Source organism: Flavobacterium collinsii, assembly GCF_946903285.1.
GTDB lineage: Bacteria > Bacteroidota > Bacteroidia > Flavobacteriales > Flavobacteriaceae > Flavobacterium > Flavobacterium collinsii.
This window is the reverse complement of the sequence record NZ_OX336425.1, coordinates 303,688-318,408: the sequence shown is the minus strand read 5'-3', so window position 1 is coordinate 318,408 and position 14,721 is coordinate 303,688. Positions and strand designations below refer to the sequence as shown.

14 protein-coding genes are annotated in these 14,721 nt (G+C 32.1%); 10 read left to right on the top strand and 4 right to left on the bottom strand.

Annotated elements, in window-relative coordinates:
* Positions 1–3 precede the first annotated feature (3 nt).
* From OGZ34_RS01435 to OGZ34_RS01400, 8 genes are read left to right on the top strand one after another with little or no spacing between them, the layout of a single operon-like run.
* On the top strand, positions 4–1,620 hold the full coding sequence (locus OGZ34_RS01435; RefSeq protein WP_263361934.1) for a hypothetical protein: 1,617 nt from the start codon (positions 4–6) through the stop codon (positions 1,618–1,620).
* Positions 1,621–1,626: 6 nt separating this feature from the next.
* Positions 1,627–2,496 carry a hypothetical protein gene (locus tag OGZ34_RS01430; protein ID WP_173968263.1) on the top strand — a complete coding sequence of 290 codons (870 nt, stop codon included), beginning with the start codon at positions 1,627–1,629 and terminating at the stop codon, positions 2,494–2,496.
* Positions 2,497–2,502: 6 nt separating this feature from the next.
* Positions 2,503–3,516 (top strand): glycosyltransferase family 2 protein, encoded by a 1,014-nt coding sequence (locus tag OGZ34_RS01425; RefSeq protein ID WP_263361933.1) that lies wholly within the window; start codon positions 2,503–2,505, stop codon positions 3,514–3,516.
* Positions 3,513–4,493: a glycosyltransferase gene (locus OGZ34_RS01420; RefSeq protein WP_173968265.1), complete on the top strand. Its 981-nt coding sequence runs from the start codon at positions 3,513–3,515 to the stop codon at positions 4,491–4,493. Before OGZ34_RS01425 ends, OGZ34_RS01420 begins: the two co-directional genes overlap by 4 nt.
* On the top strand, positions 4,494–5,612 hold the full coding sequence (locus OGZ34_RS01415; RefSeq protein ID WP_263361932.1) for a glycosyltransferase: 1,119 nt from the start codon (positions 4,494–4,496) through the stop codon (positions 5,610–5,612).
* Positions 5,609–6,685 (top strand): glycosyltransferase, encoded by a 1,077-nt coding sequence (locus tag OGZ34_RS01410; protein WP_263361931.1) that lies wholly within the window; start codon positions 5,609–5,611, stop codon positions 6,683–6,685. Before OGZ34_RS01415 ends, OGZ34_RS01410 begins: the two co-directional genes overlap by 4 nt.
* A complete protein-coding gene (locus OGZ34_RS01405; RefSeq protein ID WP_263361930.1) occupies positions 6,685–8,034 on the top strand; it encodes an O-antigen ligase family protein in 1,350 nt (449 codons plus the stop codon). The genes OGZ34_RS01410 and OGZ34_RS01405 overlap by 1 nt, the downstream gene beginning before the upstream one ends.
* A gap of 56 nt (positions 8,035–8,090) precedes the next feature.
* Positions 8,091–9,485 (top strand): exopolysaccharide biosynthesis polyprenyl glycosylphosphotransferase, encoded by a 1,395-nt coding sequence (locus tag OGZ34_RS01400; protein ID WP_263361929.1) that lies wholly within the window; start codon positions 8,091–8,093, stop codon positions 9,483–9,485.
* 1 nt (position 9,486) lies between these two features.
* Here the strand turns inward: OGZ34_RS01400 and OGZ34_RS01395 are convergent, their stop codons facing one another.
* Positions 9,487–10,623: a DUF4105 domain-containing protein gene (locus tag OGZ34_RS01395; protein ID WP_263361928.1), complete on the bottom strand. Its 1,137-nt coding sequence runs from the start codon at positions 10,621–10,623 to the stop codon at positions 9,487–9,489.
* 37 nt (positions 10,624–10,660) lie between these two features.
* Entirely contained in the window at positions 10,661–11,728 is a 1,068-nt protein-coding gene (locus OGZ34_RS01390; RefSeq protein WP_449757756.1) for a putative type IX sorting system protein PorV2, read from the bottom strand.
* Positions 11,729–11,940: 212 nt separating this feature from the next.
* Between OGZ34_RS01390 and OGZ34_RS01385 the strand changes: the two genes are divergently transcribed.
* Together OGZ34_RS01385 and OGZ34_RS01380 are read left to right on the top strand one after the other, a co-directional pair.
* Positions 11,941–12,657: a CDP-alcohol phosphatidyltransferase family protein gene (locus tag OGZ34_RS01385; RefSeq protein WP_263361927.1), complete on the top strand. Its 717-nt coding sequence runs from the start codon at positions 11,941–11,943 to the stop codon at positions 12,655–12,657.
* Positions 12,658–12,667: 10 nt separating this feature from the next.
* Positions 12,668–13,528, top strand: a complete 861-nt coding sequence (locus OGZ34_RS01380; protein ID WP_263361926.1) for a glycoside hydrolase family 25 protein — start codon at positions 12,668–12,670, stop codon at positions 13,526–13,528.
* 21 nt (positions 13,529–13,549) lie between these two features.
* On the opposite strand, the gene OGZ34_RS01375 is transcribed toward OGZ34_RS01380, so the two are convergent.
* Together OGZ34_RS01375 and lptB are read right to left on the bottom strand one after the other, a co-directional pair.
* Entirely contained in the window at positions 13,550–13,774 is a 225-nt protein-coding gene (locus tag OGZ34_RS01375; protein ID WP_173968273.1) for a DUF5808 domain-containing protein, read from the bottom strand.
* Positions 13,775–13,857: 83 nt separating this feature from the next.
* The gene (gene lptB / locus OGZ34_RS01370) at positions 13,858–14,598 is read right to left on the bottom strand and encodes an LPS export ABC transporter ATP-binding protein (RefSeq protein WP_007803831.1); all 741 of its coding nucleotides are present in this window, start codon (positions 14,596–14,598) and stop codon (positions 13,858–13,860) included.
* Positions 14,599–14,721: the final 123 nt, after the last annotated feature.

Below are 14,721 nucleotides of genomic sequence, written 5' to 3'. Positions count from 1 at the left end.
AACTTGATAAAATCTATTACTGTTATAAAACCTTTGCAAAGTCAGACACTCGTGTTTGATAATCAGTCGCGCAAAGTTAGTATTGATTTAGCTCAGGTTAATCTTTCAGATTGTAATTCATTCGATATAAAAATTGTTTTTTCAAAGCCGGTAATACAATTTCGCAGTCACGAATATACATGGCAAAAATTGAAAAATAATTTTATCGCAAATGAATTTAGTCCCAAAATTGTAAAATTCCAAAATGAAAAGGTTATTCAGGCAAACATAACAAGTGGAATTTGGGAAATTGATCATCGTGATCCAACTGTTTTACTATGGAGATTCAATCCCGAATCAGCGTCGCCTATTACAATCTTTTCAGGGAGCCAAAATAGAAAAACTACAGTACAGGCCAAACAAGAGTTTAGTTTTGTCGAAAGCCCTGCTTTATTATTTCCTGAAAAAGAAGCTATTGAATTAAGTAGATCAATATATCCATTTTCGGCAGTTGCATGTTTTACGGATCATTGTGATTTTGATACAGCTGAAAATTTAACCATTCAGAGAACGTTTTTTAAAGAAAATCAGATAAAGATAACAAAAGGATTTTTCTTAAACCATTTTTCTAAAAGAGCAAATAACGCATCCTTCCAAAATCAAAAAGAGGAACTTTTAGAATGGAGTAAGGACGGACATGAATTGTGTTACCATTCACTTTCACAATCTATAAAGTCAAATGCTGAAAGTTTTCATGATTTTAAATACTTTGTTCCACCATCAAGTAATTTAAAAGTTTGGATTGATCACGGATATCAACCCTATAATTTATCACTCTTTAAAAAAAACGATATCAACGAAGGAGAATTTGGGACAATTTTGAAAAATAAAAACATTGATGTTTTGTGGAACTACATAGATTCCGGAACCGCAACAAATGGGGTTATAAATCAATTTAACCCACAACATTTTACTCTGTCAGTCTTTTTAAAAGGGATTAAAGATTTTGGACTGATTAAGAAAATGCAATTGATGATTAAAAACAGTATTTTTCATTATTACAATGACGAGGATAATATTCAGAAATATAGGAATACCGTAACAAACTTTAAAAAAATAGTCTTTCAAAGAAAATGGGAATCGATTTTTCTATTAATGAAAGATTCTCTTAAACTTGGCGCTTCTGTTTTCTCCGTCTTTTTATTTTGGAATACCAATAAGTTTAGACCTTATAGATTGGCTAAATATTCGCCAATTCTATTTAAACATAATTTTGAAGATAAAGAATTCTATATATTTCAGACCCTAGAAATGTTAGATTTTAAAAAATCGTTATCAGAAGAAAATATAAAAACATTGATAAACGAAAAAGGAGTTTTTATTGCACATACCTATTTTTCAGTTCCAATGGAATACCATAGCGGGAAATTATTTTCATCCCCAACAAAAATAGACGAGAAAGTTGCCGAGAGATTCCAATTTCTATCAGAGAAAATCAAAAATAAGGAAGTTTGGAATCCAACACTTTCAGAGCTTATTGCGTATTGGAAAGGTTTTGAGAAAATAGTTTTTGATATAGATATAGATGGGAACTTGTTTGAAAAAAGCGCCACAGGTTTAGAAATGCGAAAAGTAATTTAATATAAAATGAATCATAAACTAAAAACAATATTGTTTAAAACTCTCGCTTTGTTGCCCAATAAAGTAGATGATTATTGCTATCATAAAATTCAGAGTTCTTTTGATAAAATGACGTTAGAAGACCGCCTAAAAAGTGTCGAATCGACTTATTCCAGGCTTTCAAAAGTTTTAAATGATTTGAATATTGATTTAAAAGATAAAACAGTTTTTGAGTTTGGTTCAGGTTGGTTTCCGGGAATGCCCTATTTCTTTAAGTATAAATTGGAGGTTAAAAGGATAGCTACTTATGATATTAACAAACACTTTAAAAAAGAAACGATTCTGAAATTAAATGGTCTTTTTTCTGAAAGATATGGATTTGATGTGATACCCAATTTTAGTAGTAAATATGCACTTCCAAACGGAATTGAGTATTTTCCGGATCATAACATTGTAACAAATGAACTTCCGGATATTGATGTTGTGTTTTCGCGTTATGTTCTTTCGCATATGAACGAGAATGATGTAGATATTTTACATCGGAAGATGAGAGCCGAACTTAAAAAAGGAACCTACATTATTCATTTTATTTCGCCAAGCGATTTAAGGCAACATGGTGATAGTACTTTATCCTTACAGGATTTTTTGCAGTACAGCAAAGAACAATGGAATAGAATTCACACTAAATTTGATTATCACAATCGTTTAAGATTGCCTCAGTTTTTGGAAATTTTTAAGAAATACAATTACGAAATTGTTCATTTAGAATCTGACAGTTTGATATCAGGAACACCAAAGTATGATTTGTTTAAGAAAGTTCAACTTCATGAGGATTATCGCAAATATTCAGATAAAGAATTAACAGCAGGAAATATTTTCGTGGTTTTAAAAGTATAAAATACAATGAATTTACAAGTACACTTTTCCTTAGTAGTTTGTACCTACATGCGCCCGAAACAATTATTAAATCTGCTGCAATCTGTTCAGAAACAAAAACTATATCCGAATGAGATACTAGTTATTGATGGTTCTACAAATAAAGAAACAGAAAAGATAATTAATGAAAATTCATTTCAGGGGTTACAATATATTTTAGTTTCGCAAGAAAACAGAGGGCTGACAAAACAAAGAAATATCGGTATATCTAAAATAAATAAAGACAGCGAAATAGTTTGTTTTTTGGACGATGATACGGTTGTAGAACCGGATTATTTTTCTGAGATTATTAAAACCTTTCAAAATCACTTAGATGTTACTGGAGTTGGAGGAGTGGCTGTTAATGATTATAAATGGAGACCTCAAATTAAAGACTCTTTCTATAACAGAAAAAAGTATTTTCTATTTGAAAATTATTTTTATAAAGAGGGAACTCGCAATGTTGTTAGAAATTATTTAGGTCTTGGTGCCGGTTTAGGTTCTGGAAAGATGCCAAATTTTTCACATGGAAGAACTTCTGGATTTCCTTTGACAGGAAAAATATATGAAGTCGATTTGCTAATTGGAATGTCAATGGCATTTAGAAGAACTGTTGTTGAGAATATTAAATTTTCCAAATTTTTTGAAGGTTATGGGTTATATGAAGATGCAGATTTTAGTATAAGAGCGTTGAGTTTTGGTAAAAACACAATCAATACAAAAGCACAGTTGTCACATTTTCATGCTCCTTCAGGACGTCCCAACCAATATCAGTACGGAAAAATGGTAGTAAGAAACGGATGGTACGTTTGGCGCGTTAAAAACGCAAATCCAAGTTTAAAAGATCGTTTCAAATGGAATGCAATAACTGTTTTACTAACCTTAATACGATTTACGAACATACTTACAGCTGAGAATAAGAAAATGCCTTTTACTGAGGCAATAGGCAGAAGTATTGGCTGGTGTACTTTAGTATATAATAAACCCAAAGTATTGCGATGAAAACAAAAGTTTATGTTTATGGACTTTGTGATGTTTTTTATGATGGATATTATATTCAAGGGATTAAAGAACTTTATAAAGAATTTGAATTTAATATTGCTAAGTTTCCCAAATTCAATCAGGGTACCTTTGCATTTATTGTTGAAAAGGAAAATTATTCAAAGAAAATTATTATTGATTCAAAAGATTCTAATCAGATTCATTTAGCTGAATTAGAGTGGTGTGATGTTTATGGGAAAGTGAATTGTAATGAGTATCATTTACCAATCGAAAGCTCAAGAAAAATTATGGCTATTGGGCCAAGTTTTGGGGTTAGAATCTGGAGTTTATTGAAAACATTGTATTATTTATTTTTAAATTTTATTCGATTTAAAAATTCTATCACTAATAAAAGAGAGTTTGTTGCCAACTATTGGAGGCAATATAAAAGGCTGCAACTAAAAAGTTACCATTTAACTCAATCCTCAAAAAACGAAGTCTTTTTTTTAAATAGTATATGGAAAAAGGAAAGCGAAACGAATAAAAACAGAGCTTTATTTATAGAAACTTGTAAGAACAGTCCGTTACTTCGTTTTGAAGGAGGTTTTGTGGCAAGAAGTAATGGAGACAATTTAGGGTTGGATGATTTGGTGTACTCAAAAACAATTCCTTTGAGGCTGTACATAAAAAAGAGTAAAAGGTCGGCTTTTGTATTTAATACACCGGCAGTTTTATCTTGTCATGGTTGGAAATTAGCTGAATTTCTGGCTCTGGGAAAAGCAATTATCACTACTTCTCATCGCAATAAATTGCCAGAAGTTTTAGTTAATGAAAAGCACTTAATGTACGTTGAAAATCAAAGTGAAATTAACCAGGCAATTGAAAAATTAACTACTGATGTCAGCTTTAAAAGAAAACTGGAAGTCGAAAGTAGAAATTATTTTGATACGTATCTTACTCCATGTAAAGTTATTTCCAGATTAATAGAAAAAAAATAAATGAAATTTGTATTAATTAGTCATGTCTCGCACCTTTCTAAACAGGGACTGTTTTTTGGTTACGCACCCTATATTCGGGAAATGAATATATGGCTTAGAGCTGTTGATGAGGTGATTATTGTAGCTCCATTGCAAAAAGGGGAGCCAACAGCAATAGATATTCCCTACAAGCACAATAAAATCGATTTTAGAGAAACAGCCGATTTTAATTTTATTACGATTAAGAATAGTTTGAGTTCAATTTTGAAATTACCAACGATTTTTTGGGAGGTATTTAAGGCTATGAAAAATGCCGATTACATTCATTTACGTTGCCCGGGGAATATGGGACTAATTGGTTGTTTGGTTCAGATTTTATTTCCGTGGAAAATGAAAACAGCAAAATATGCCGGAAATTGGGATCCAAAAAGTAAACAGCCTTTGACTTATAAAATTCAAAAATGGATTTTGAGTAATGAATTTTTAACACGAAAAATGCAGGTGCTGGTGTATGGAAGTTGGGAAAACCAGTCAAAAAACATAAAGCCTTTTTTTACAGCCACCTATTTAGAGTCTGAGAAAGAAATCGTTGCGAAAACAAGCTTTGATTCGTCAGTCGAATTCATTTTTGTTGGTAGTTTAGTTTTAGGCAAAAACCCGCTGTATAGCATAAAATTAGTAGAAGAACTGTCAAAAAAAGAAGCAAATGTAGTTTTGAATTTATACGGTGACGGGCCAGAAAGAAAAAAAATAGAAAGTTACATTCAAACCAATAATCTTCAGAACTTCATTTTTTTACATGGAAACCAAAATTATGAAATAATTAAAAAAGCATATCAAAACAGCCATTTTGTGATCTTGCCTTCAAAAAGTGAAGGTTGGCCAAAAGCCATCGCTGAGGGCATGTTTTGGGGATGTGTTCCTATTGTAAGTAAGGTTTCATGTTTGCCTTTTATGTTAGATTTTGGGAAGAGAGGTATTTTGTTAGAAATGAATTTAGACCAGGATATAAAACAAATTGAAAAATTAATTGATGTTCATAGTAGTTTTGATATGAAAAGTCAATTAGCTGCAAGTTGGTCTCAAAATTATACCGTAGATGTTTTTGAAGCTGAGATACAAAAGCTGTTAGTAAAATGAGAATTGTTCAAATCATAGACTCTTTAAATGCTGGCGGAGCAGAGCGAATGGCTGTTAATTATGCTAATGCATTGGGGAAGAAAGTACAGTTTTCGGGCTTAATTGCAACGAGAAGCGAAGGAGTTTTAAAGAAACAAATCGATCCTCAAGTATCTTATTTATTCCTAAAAAAGAAAAACCGAATAGATTTTAATGCAATTTTTCGTTTAAGAAATTACTTAACCAGAAATAAAATTGAGATAATTCATGCACACAGTTCTTCTTTTTTTATTGCTGTATTGGTTAAATTGACACTGCCGGGAGTAAAAATTATTTGGCATGACCATTATGGGATTAGAGCTAAAGAAGTTAAAGAAGAAAACAAAGTTTTAATTTTTTTATCCGTTTTTTTTTCTTCCATTTTTGTAGTGAATCATCAATTAGAAAGCTGGAGTAAAAAAAATATGAAGTGTTCGAGAGTGTTTTTTATTCCTAATTTTGCAGTTTCAGAATTGGAAAATCGACAAATTACTAATCTGAAAGGCAAAGAAGGTAAAAGGATTGTTTTTTTAGCAAATTTAAAAAGACCCAAAAATCATATTTTAATACTGGAGGTATTTCTGGATTTAAAATTAAGGGAATATGGCTGGACTCTTCACTTGATAGGTAAAGATTATAATGATTCTTATTCCTGTATTTTAAAAGAATTTATAGAATCAAATTCTTTGCAGGACTGCATACATCTGTATGGAGAACAGAACGATGTTAAATATATACTGTCTCAAGCTTCAATAGGAGTTTTGGCATCAACAGACGAAGGGTTTCCAGTGACATTAATAGAGTATGCATTAGCCAATCTGGCAGTTATTTCGACAAACGCGGGGTATTGCTCCGTAATTATTCAAAATAATCGTAATGGGTTGTTGTTTGATCCGTCTTCAATTTCTGAAGTAAAGAATCAATTGTTAAAATTAATAGAAGATGGAATTTTTAGAGAGAAAATAGGAGATAATTTTAATAAATCTGTTTTAGAGAATTATTCGGAAGAAATTGTAATCGAAAAGTTAATTTTGGCCTATAAAATAAGTAAATAATGAAAAGTTTTTCTTTGTCTTATAATTACCTTCTTTTGCTACACGCAGTAATTGCTCTAGTGCTTTTTGCAGTTCCTTTTTTATCTAAAATATATGCTCTTTTAATTCCTGTTATTGGTTTTTTTATTGTTTATCGAAGTAGAAATAAAAATAATGAAGTCATTTTTGTTGCCGCTTATTTAGTTGGAGTTGAGGTTCTATTAAGGATGACAGGTGGAAACTTTAATAATGAATTTGTAAAGGTTATGGTAATTTTTTTCATGTTACTAGGCATGATATATAGTAATTTTTCAACTACTGCATTACTATATTGTTTCTTTTTGATGCTGTTAATTCCAGGGGTTTTAATTACAGCTACAGTTCTTAATGCTTCTGTAGATGTTAAAAAATCACTAGTTTTCAATTTGTCGGGCCCCGTCTGTTTGGCAGTATGTTCTTTATACATGTATAAAAGAAAAATTTTATTTGTTGATTTACAAAATGTTCTAATTGCAATGGGATTACCAATCGTTAGCACTACTGTTTATTTGTTTTTATATAATCCAAGCGTTAGAGATGTCGTTACCGGAACCCAATCTAATTTTGAGACTTCAGGAGGTTTTGGACCAAATCAGGTTTCAACGATTTTAGGATTAGGGATCTTTATTTTTTTTACGCAACTGATACTATTCTCTAAATCGAAGAAAATGCTGATCTTGAATGGAGGATTACTGATTTTTTTGACCTACAGAGGTATCGTGACTTTTTCAAGGGGTGGGGTTATAACAGCATTGGTTATGATTGTTTGTTTATTGCTTCTGTTGTACCGCTTTTCTAATACCAGAGGGAAAAAGAAGTTTGTTCTGGTTTTTATTCTAACAGGACTAATGGGTATTGGAGTATGGGGATACTCTTCTTTTCAAACGAATGGACTTATTGAGAAACGTTATGCCAATCAGGATGAGAGAGGTAGACAAAAAAAAGATCGTTTGGGCGGAAGAGAGCAAATCATTAATGAAGAATTAAAACTTTTTGTAGAAAACCCCATTTTAGGAGTCGGAGCCGGAATGGGTAAACAAATTCGAAAAGAAGTATTCGGTGAAGAAGTTGCTTCACACAATGAGATTACCCGAATGCTTAGTGAGCATGGTTTGTTTGGCGTTTTGGGAATTTTATTGATTTTTGTAGCACCTTTGATTTTGTATCTTAAAAATCGGCAGCATTTATACTTTTTTTCGTTTTTCGTTTTTTGGCTTTTAACCATAAATCACGCTGCTATGCGTACTGCAGCACCGGCTTTCGTATATGCACTGTCATTACTTTTTGTTCAGGTTAAAATTCCTGAAAAAACAGAAAATTCCGTCGATTAAGTTCTTTTTTTTATAATACATTTGTCTCAAGTTTAAGCCCCTAACAAACTTACTTAATGTTTACAAATCGTAAAATGCATTTCGAAATTTCGGAAAGGAGAGTATTACTTCTTGTTTTCGATGTTGTTTTTATTTTGTCAGCGTTATATCTGTTGAGTTTATTATTTCACTATAATTACTTTGTTTTTGATAAAAGCAATTTCCCTGGTATACTATTGCTTCTAAGTTATCTATATGCTTTTGGAGTAATATTCGAAATGTACAATTTACAGGTAGCCAGTAATCAGTTGCAAATTCTTCAAAGTGTAATTTTTACGGCTACAGCTTCAAGCCTGGCCTATTTGTTTACTCCGATTTTAGCACCTGTATTGCCTAAGCAGCGATTGATTATCGTAATTTTTTATTTTACGATACTTGTTACATTGCTATTGTGGCGTTTGTTTTATGTTTACTTTTTGGCATCACATCGTTTTTCTCAGAATGTAGTTTTAATATGTGACCAGAATCAGGTTGAAGAATTGGTTTTAGGACTTGAGAATGTTGATCCGCACTATAGAATTATTGGTTTTGTAAATTCAGATGCTATTTCAGAAGAAGATTTAAACTTCCACTACGTAAAAGAAATTAAGAAGAAAGATTTAGAAGAGTTTGTTATTCAGAATCAGGTTTCAGAGATTGTTATCGCTTCTCAAAAAACAGATGGAATTACAGCCGATCTATACCAGCAATTACTTCATTTATTAGAATCAGGAAATATTATTCGGGAATATACGCAGGTTTACGAAAGCAAAACACAACGTATTCCGGTTCATTATATAGCCCGAGATTTTTATAGATTTTTCCCTTTTAGCAGAAATAATAACAATAAGCTATACCTGTTTTTTGTTCGCCTATTAGAATTTTTGTTTTCAATCACGGGGTTGTTTATTTGCTTCCTTTTTATTCCTTTTATTTTTATCACGAATCTAGTAGCTAATAAAGGAGCTTTGTTTTATACACAGGAGCGTGTAGGTAAAAACGGAGTTGTTTTTAAAATCTATAAGTTTAGAACCATGGTAGAAAACTCAGAGTCTAATGGGATTGTTTTCGCCAGTTCAAATGATAAACGGGTTACTCCTTTTGGTAAAATGATGCGTAAATCAAGAATAGATGAATTACCGCAGTTTTTTAATGTTCTAAAAGGCGATATGGCTGTTATCGGACCAAGACCTGAACGACCATTTTTCGTGGATGAAATAGCGCGAATTATGCCTTTTTATGAAACCAGACATGTTGTGAAACCGGGACTTACCGGTTGGGCACAAGTGAATTATTCTTATGGCGAATCTATTGATGAAAGTTTAATAAAGCTGCAATACGACTTGTACTACATCAAACACCGCAGCATATTTCTCGATTTAAGTATTACTTTTAAAACGATTACTACCGTTTTATTTTATCGTGGACAGTAGTTTAAATAATAATCGGAATACGTTTTTTATTTCGAATGGCTACTCTTACTAAAACAAATCCGCTTGTAATTATCATTGGTAAAACAATGAAAAAATGCGCTTTATTAATCATGAAAATGGCGTAAACTACCAAAAGTAGTAAATGTAAAGCTGCCAATCGGTATGTCCATCTTTTGTTCTTTAAAAATGAAAAAAAGATTAATACCAATAAAAGTGGGCTAAATAAAAGTACATTGTAATTCATCGTCAATTCCTGGTGAAGAGAATAGAATCCGATAGTAACAAAAAAGATTCCTATAAAAGATAAGATCAAAAGATAGATTTTATCAACTACTTTATTGTGCGCCAAAACAACAAAAGCTAGTATAAGGAGATAGGTATAAATATTATTCCACCATGAACTTGGTGTTTCTTTTTCAAAATTTAGCACAGTTTTGCTTTTGCTGACTAAAGGATGATTCTGAAAAGTAGTTTTCTCTAAACTGCTTTTTAATTCGAAAGGTAAAAAGATCCTGGTTCCCGGTTGGTCTACTTTGGTTCCGAAAATAATGCTAGTTCCAAGCTGATCATAAAAATGCTCATTGAAATATGGAAATAGGATTGATCGATACGTTTCAGTTGTGTCTCCTTTTTTAGTTACAACATTTCCATTTAGCGATTTATTGATGACATCAACTACCATTGAAGTACAGTTTTTGTCAATAAATTTATAAGTGTAATAACGATCTTCAGAGAGTGCGGTTGCATTTAAGTTGTCGAAAAGTTTTTGTTTTTGATCTTGAGGTATAATAAGCTCTTGTTCAAAAACACTTCTCTTTTCGGTAGTATAATCATTTACAAAATCTGGAAATGATCGTACGCTTACAAAATATTGTAAATCACCTTTTGCGAACTTAGCAACAAAATTAGGTGTTCTAAAATCAAAATTACCATAATTGTAAACAACATCTATATTGTTAACCGGGTCAGCGACACGAATTGCAGTATGACCAAAATAAGTATAACTTTCATTACCCAGTCCGCAGGTAATAACACTTATTTTAGCTTCTTTTGATAAAGGTATATTCTGGCTAAACCCCACATAACTTAGTAATGATAGTAAACTAAAAAGTGTTTTTTTGAAAAGGACATTTTTCATAATTTAAAATGTTAAGAAGTTTAAAGGTCAACAAATATTATCTAAAGATACCTAAATCTACTTTTAAAGAAAAAATATTAGAGTACAAAGCTGTACTTTGATTTCCTAAATCTGTCAAAGCATAGTCGACCTGAATGCCTTTGTACTTGAAACCAAGACCTATATTAGGCTGGAAGTTTAGCTTCTCAGTGTTGTCTAATTGAGTTACATTTTGAAAATTTCCTGCTCCTGCTCTTAAAAAAACAAGATCGGTATAACCAAACTCAAAACCCAGAGCAGGATCAATACTGACTGCTTTTGTCGAAATGATATCATTGGTTTGCTCAAAGCGCATATTCAAATTGGTTGCAACCAAAAGACTATAATCGTTGTGGAATTCAATTTTTTTAGAAATTCCCAGTTGAGCTTTCGGTAAAGTAATCTCAGTGCTCTCTGGTAATTCATTGTTTTCTCCTGGAATAGCATTGGCAATTTTTTCATATTCCTTCTCATCAATATTCCATACATTATAAGTAGTGGTAATATCGCGAAGCATCAAACCAAAATTCCACCCATTTCTTTCAAATTGAAGACCAAAGTCAAAACCAAAACCCCAGGAATTTGCAAACTTTCCAATAACTCGTCTGATTACTTTAGCATTCACTCCATATTGAAAACCGTCTACGGGTAATTTTCTTGCGTATGAAAAAGTAAAACCATAATCTGCAGTCGAAAATAGTCTGATTCGATTGTAATCGATATTTCCCTGATTATCGATCAACTGAGTGGTATCCATAATATCATCAACTCCAAAACGAATCATCGAAATTCCCCAGGCACTTCTGTCGTCAATCGGACTTGCGTATCCTATGTAGTCATATTGTGCAATATTCGCAAAATAATTGGCGTGCATCAATGAAATTTGATGATCTTCAAGATGGGTTAGGCCGGCTGGATTCCAATAAACGGAATTAACATCATTTGTAGAAGAAACTACAGCACCCGACATCCCCAAAGCAGCTGCGTCAACACCAATATTCATAAATTCATTCGAATACTTTCGAACGGTTTGTGCATACTGTAGCGTACAACTCCAAAATAATAAAAACACAAAGATTTTCTTCAACGGATATTTTTTTGCAAACCGAAGTCTGTTTTAATTTTTATCAAAAATATAATATTTTAGTCATCTAATTCAAATTATTGCAAAACTTAAATTTTTCATATAAAAATGTTTACAAAGCTTTTGAAAGGAGAGAATTTTAATAGAAATTTTTGCTATTAATGTCGCTTATTTATGCGAAATTTGCCCTTCACCATTTGTTAAAAATATAAATCATGAACATTAAAAAACACATTCCTAATTTAATCACATTAATCAACTTGTTCTGCGGCTGTATTGCTGTTGTTTTTGTTTCGCAAGAGAACTTTTTAATGGCTTTTTGCATGGTTTCCTTAGGGATCTTTTTTGATTTTTTTGATGGTTTTTTTGCCCGATTGTTCAAAGTTTCAAGTCCGCTTGGATTGCAGTTAGATTCGTTAGCAGATATGGTAACCAGTGGTGTTGTTCCGGGTTATGTAATGTACAGTTTGTTTTTAAAAAGTGCTGACCCGAACAATGAAGTTGCCTTAACAATCGTTCCTTTTCTTGGATTTATTGTAACATTAGGTTCTTGTTACCGATTGGCTAATTTTAATATTGATACACGTCAGACTGATTCGTTTATAGGTTTGCCAACTCCGGCGAATGCGCTTTTTATTTTAAGCCTTCCATTAGTTATCGATTTCTCTGATTCATTATTTATATTTGAAATGTTAACCAATCATTGGGTTCTTTTGGGAATTACTTTATGCAGTGCTTATATTTTAAATGCCGAAATTCCATTGTTCGCTTTAAAGATTAAAAAGTTTACTGTAAAAGATAATGTCCTGCAAGTTGTATTTTTATTGATTTGTTTGGTTTTGGTGGTGTTATTGCAGTACATGGCAATTCCGTTAATTATTATCATTTATGTGATGCTTTCAGTAGTGAATAATATCTTTTTGAAAAAGTAGTTTTATTGGAATGGCAAGAAAAACGACCACCCGAAGAGCTTCTTACTCCCGAAAATCGAAACCTCAGAGGTCGATTTTAGCGAGCGGACTTCGTTTTATTATTTACTCTTTTTTAGTATTGCTTTTTTTTGCGACAGTTTATCATTATCGTGATGGGCTTGCTTATTATCTGGGCTTTAAATCAAATAAAGTTCTGGAAGAAGATGCTGTAGAGAAACATCTTTCTGATGTTAGAAATGTTCAGGTTCTGGAAAATCACAAAGGAAAAGTAATAGGTATTGATGTTTCTGAATTTCAGGGAACTGTACATTGGAGTGAAGTTGAGGTTTTGGAAGAAAAATATCCAGTTAAGTTTGTTTTTATTCGTGCTACGGCAGGAAATAATAAAGTAGACAGACAGTTTATGCACAATTGGTTAGGTGCGAAAAAGCATAAAATTATTCGAGGGGCTTATCACTATTACCGTCCCAACGAAAATTCGATAGAACAGGCAGATTTGTTTATTAAAACAGTAAAATTACAAAAAGGGGATCTGCCTCCGGTTTTAGATATCGAAAGATTGCCTAAAAACCAATCACTAGACAGTTTAAAGAAAGGATTAAAACGCTGGTTGAATAAGGTTGAGGCGCATTATCAGGTGCGTCCGATTATTTATACCGGAGAGCGTTATTATGGTGATTTTCTGAAAGAAGAATTTGGAGAGTATTTATTCTGGATTGCCAACTATAATTTCTACAGAGAGAAGATTGAAGAAGACTGGTTGTTCTGGCAATTTACAGAAAAAGCTTCTTTGCCGGGAATAAAGCACAGTGTAGATGTGAATATCTATAATGGAGATTTAGAGCAATTACAGTTTATAACAGTGGAGTAAGAGTCTGGTCTCAGGTGTGATTTATTTCAATAAAACCAAAACGATCATTATTAAGAGCGGTAATAAAAGTAAAACGGAGTAAGGATTGGCGAAGTTTATTGTATAACCCATCCATTGAATCCTTTTCGGAGGGAGTAATCGTTTGTCTTTTGGATTGTAGTAAAAACAGCCTAGATACCAATTATTTGGGTCTTTATGCCAATTGTTGTAATCTTCCTGAGTTGGTTTTTGTTCTTCTGATTTCATACTAATTGTAAAATATAAGATGTAAAAAAAAAATGGTAAAAAGTAATTTATATTTTACTTTTTACCATTCATATATAACTTCCTTAAAATTCAAGTTTCTTTTTACGAAGTTCAAAATTTTGTCCCAGGTAAACACGACGAACCATTTCATCTTCGACTAATTCTTCCGGAATTCCGGCTTTTAAGATTCCACCTTCAAACATTAAGTATGTTTTATCTGTGATGGCTAAAGTTTCCTGAACGTTGTGGTCGGTAATTAAAATTCCGATGTTTTTATTTTTCAACTGTGCTACAATTCTCTGAATGTCTTCAACCGCAACCGGGTCAACTCCTGCAAAAGGTTCATCTAGTAAAATGAATTTTGGATCTGTTGCCAGAGCACGTGCAATCTCAGTACGACGACGTTCTCCTCCCGACAGTAAATCTCCTCTGTTCGTGCGAATATGTTCTAAGCTGAATTCTTCAATTAAACTCTCCATTTTTGCAATTTGCTCTTCTTTCGATAGTTTGGTCAATTGCAAAACACTCAGAATGTTGTCTTCAATGCTTAATTTTCTAAAAACAGAAGCTTCCTGTGCTAAATAACCAATTCCTTGCTGTGCACGTTTGTACATAGGATAATCGGTAATGTTTAAATCGTCCAGATAAATATTTCCTGAGTTTGGTTTTACCAATCCTACGATCATATAAAACGAAGTCGTTTTTCCTGCGCCATTAGGTCCTAAAAGCCCTACGATTTCACCTTGATTAACTTCAACAGAAATCCCTTTTACAACACTACGTCCTTTATAGGTTTTTATTAAATTATCCGCTCTTAGCTTCATTTTTTTTAATTAGATAATAGTCAGTTTGATAATGAGATAATTATATCTCTAATGAGCAAAATAAAAGAAAATAAATCAATAGAATAAATGAATTAACATATTGTCAAGAAAATTATCTAATTG

Excerpts from the sequence above, each read along its gene's own strand:
- OGZ34_RS01430 (WP_173968263.1), top strand. The coding sequence starts at position 1,627 with ATGAATCATAAACTAAAAACAATATTGTTTAAAACTCTCGCTTTGTTG.
- OGZ34_RS01425 (WP_263361933.1), top strand. The coding sequence starts at position 2,503 with ATGAATTTACAAGTACACTTTTCCTTAGTAGTTTGTACCTACATGCGC.
- OGZ34_RS01420 (WP_173968265.1), top strand. The coding sequence starts at position 3,513 with ATGAAAACAAAAGTTTATGTTTATGGACTTTGTGATGTTTTTTATGAT.
- OGZ34_RS01415 (WP_263361932.1), top strand. The coding sequence starts at position 4,494 with ATGAAATTTGTATTAATTAGTCATGTCTCGCACCTTTCTAAACAGGGA.
- OGZ34_RS01410 (WP_263361931.1), top strand. The coding sequence starts at position 5,609 with ATGAGAATTGTTCAAATCATAGACTCTTTAAATGCTGGCGGAGCAGAG.
- OGZ34_RS01405 (WP_263361930.1), top strand. The coding sequence starts at position 6,685 with ATGAAAAGTTTTTCTTTGTCTTATAATTACCTTCTTTTGCTACACGCA.
- OGZ34_RS01400 (WP_263361929.1), top strand. The coding sequence starts at position 8,091 with ATGTTTACAAATCGTAAAATGCATTTCGAAATTTCGGAAAGGAGAGTA.
- OGZ34_RS01395 (WP_263361928.1), bottom strand. The coding sequence starts at position 10,623 with ATGAAAAATGTCCTTTTCAAAAAAACACTTTTTAGTTTACTATCATTA.
- OGZ34_RS01385 (WP_263361927.1), top strand. The coding sequence starts at position 11,941 with ATGAACATTAAAAAACACATTCCTAATTTAATCACATTAATCAACTTG.
- OGZ34_RS01380 (WP_263361926.1), top strand. The coding sequence starts at position 12,668 with ATGGCAAGAAAAACGACCACCCGAAGAGCTTCTTACTCCCGAAAATCG.
- OGZ34_RS01375 (WP_173968273.1), bottom strand. The coding sequence starts at position 13,774 with ATGAAATCAGAAGAACAAAAACCAACTCAGGAAGATTACAACAATTGG.
- lptB (WP_007803831.1), bottom strand. The coding sequence starts at position 14,598 with ATGAAGCTAAGAGCGGATAATTTAATAAAAACCTATAAAGGACGTAGT.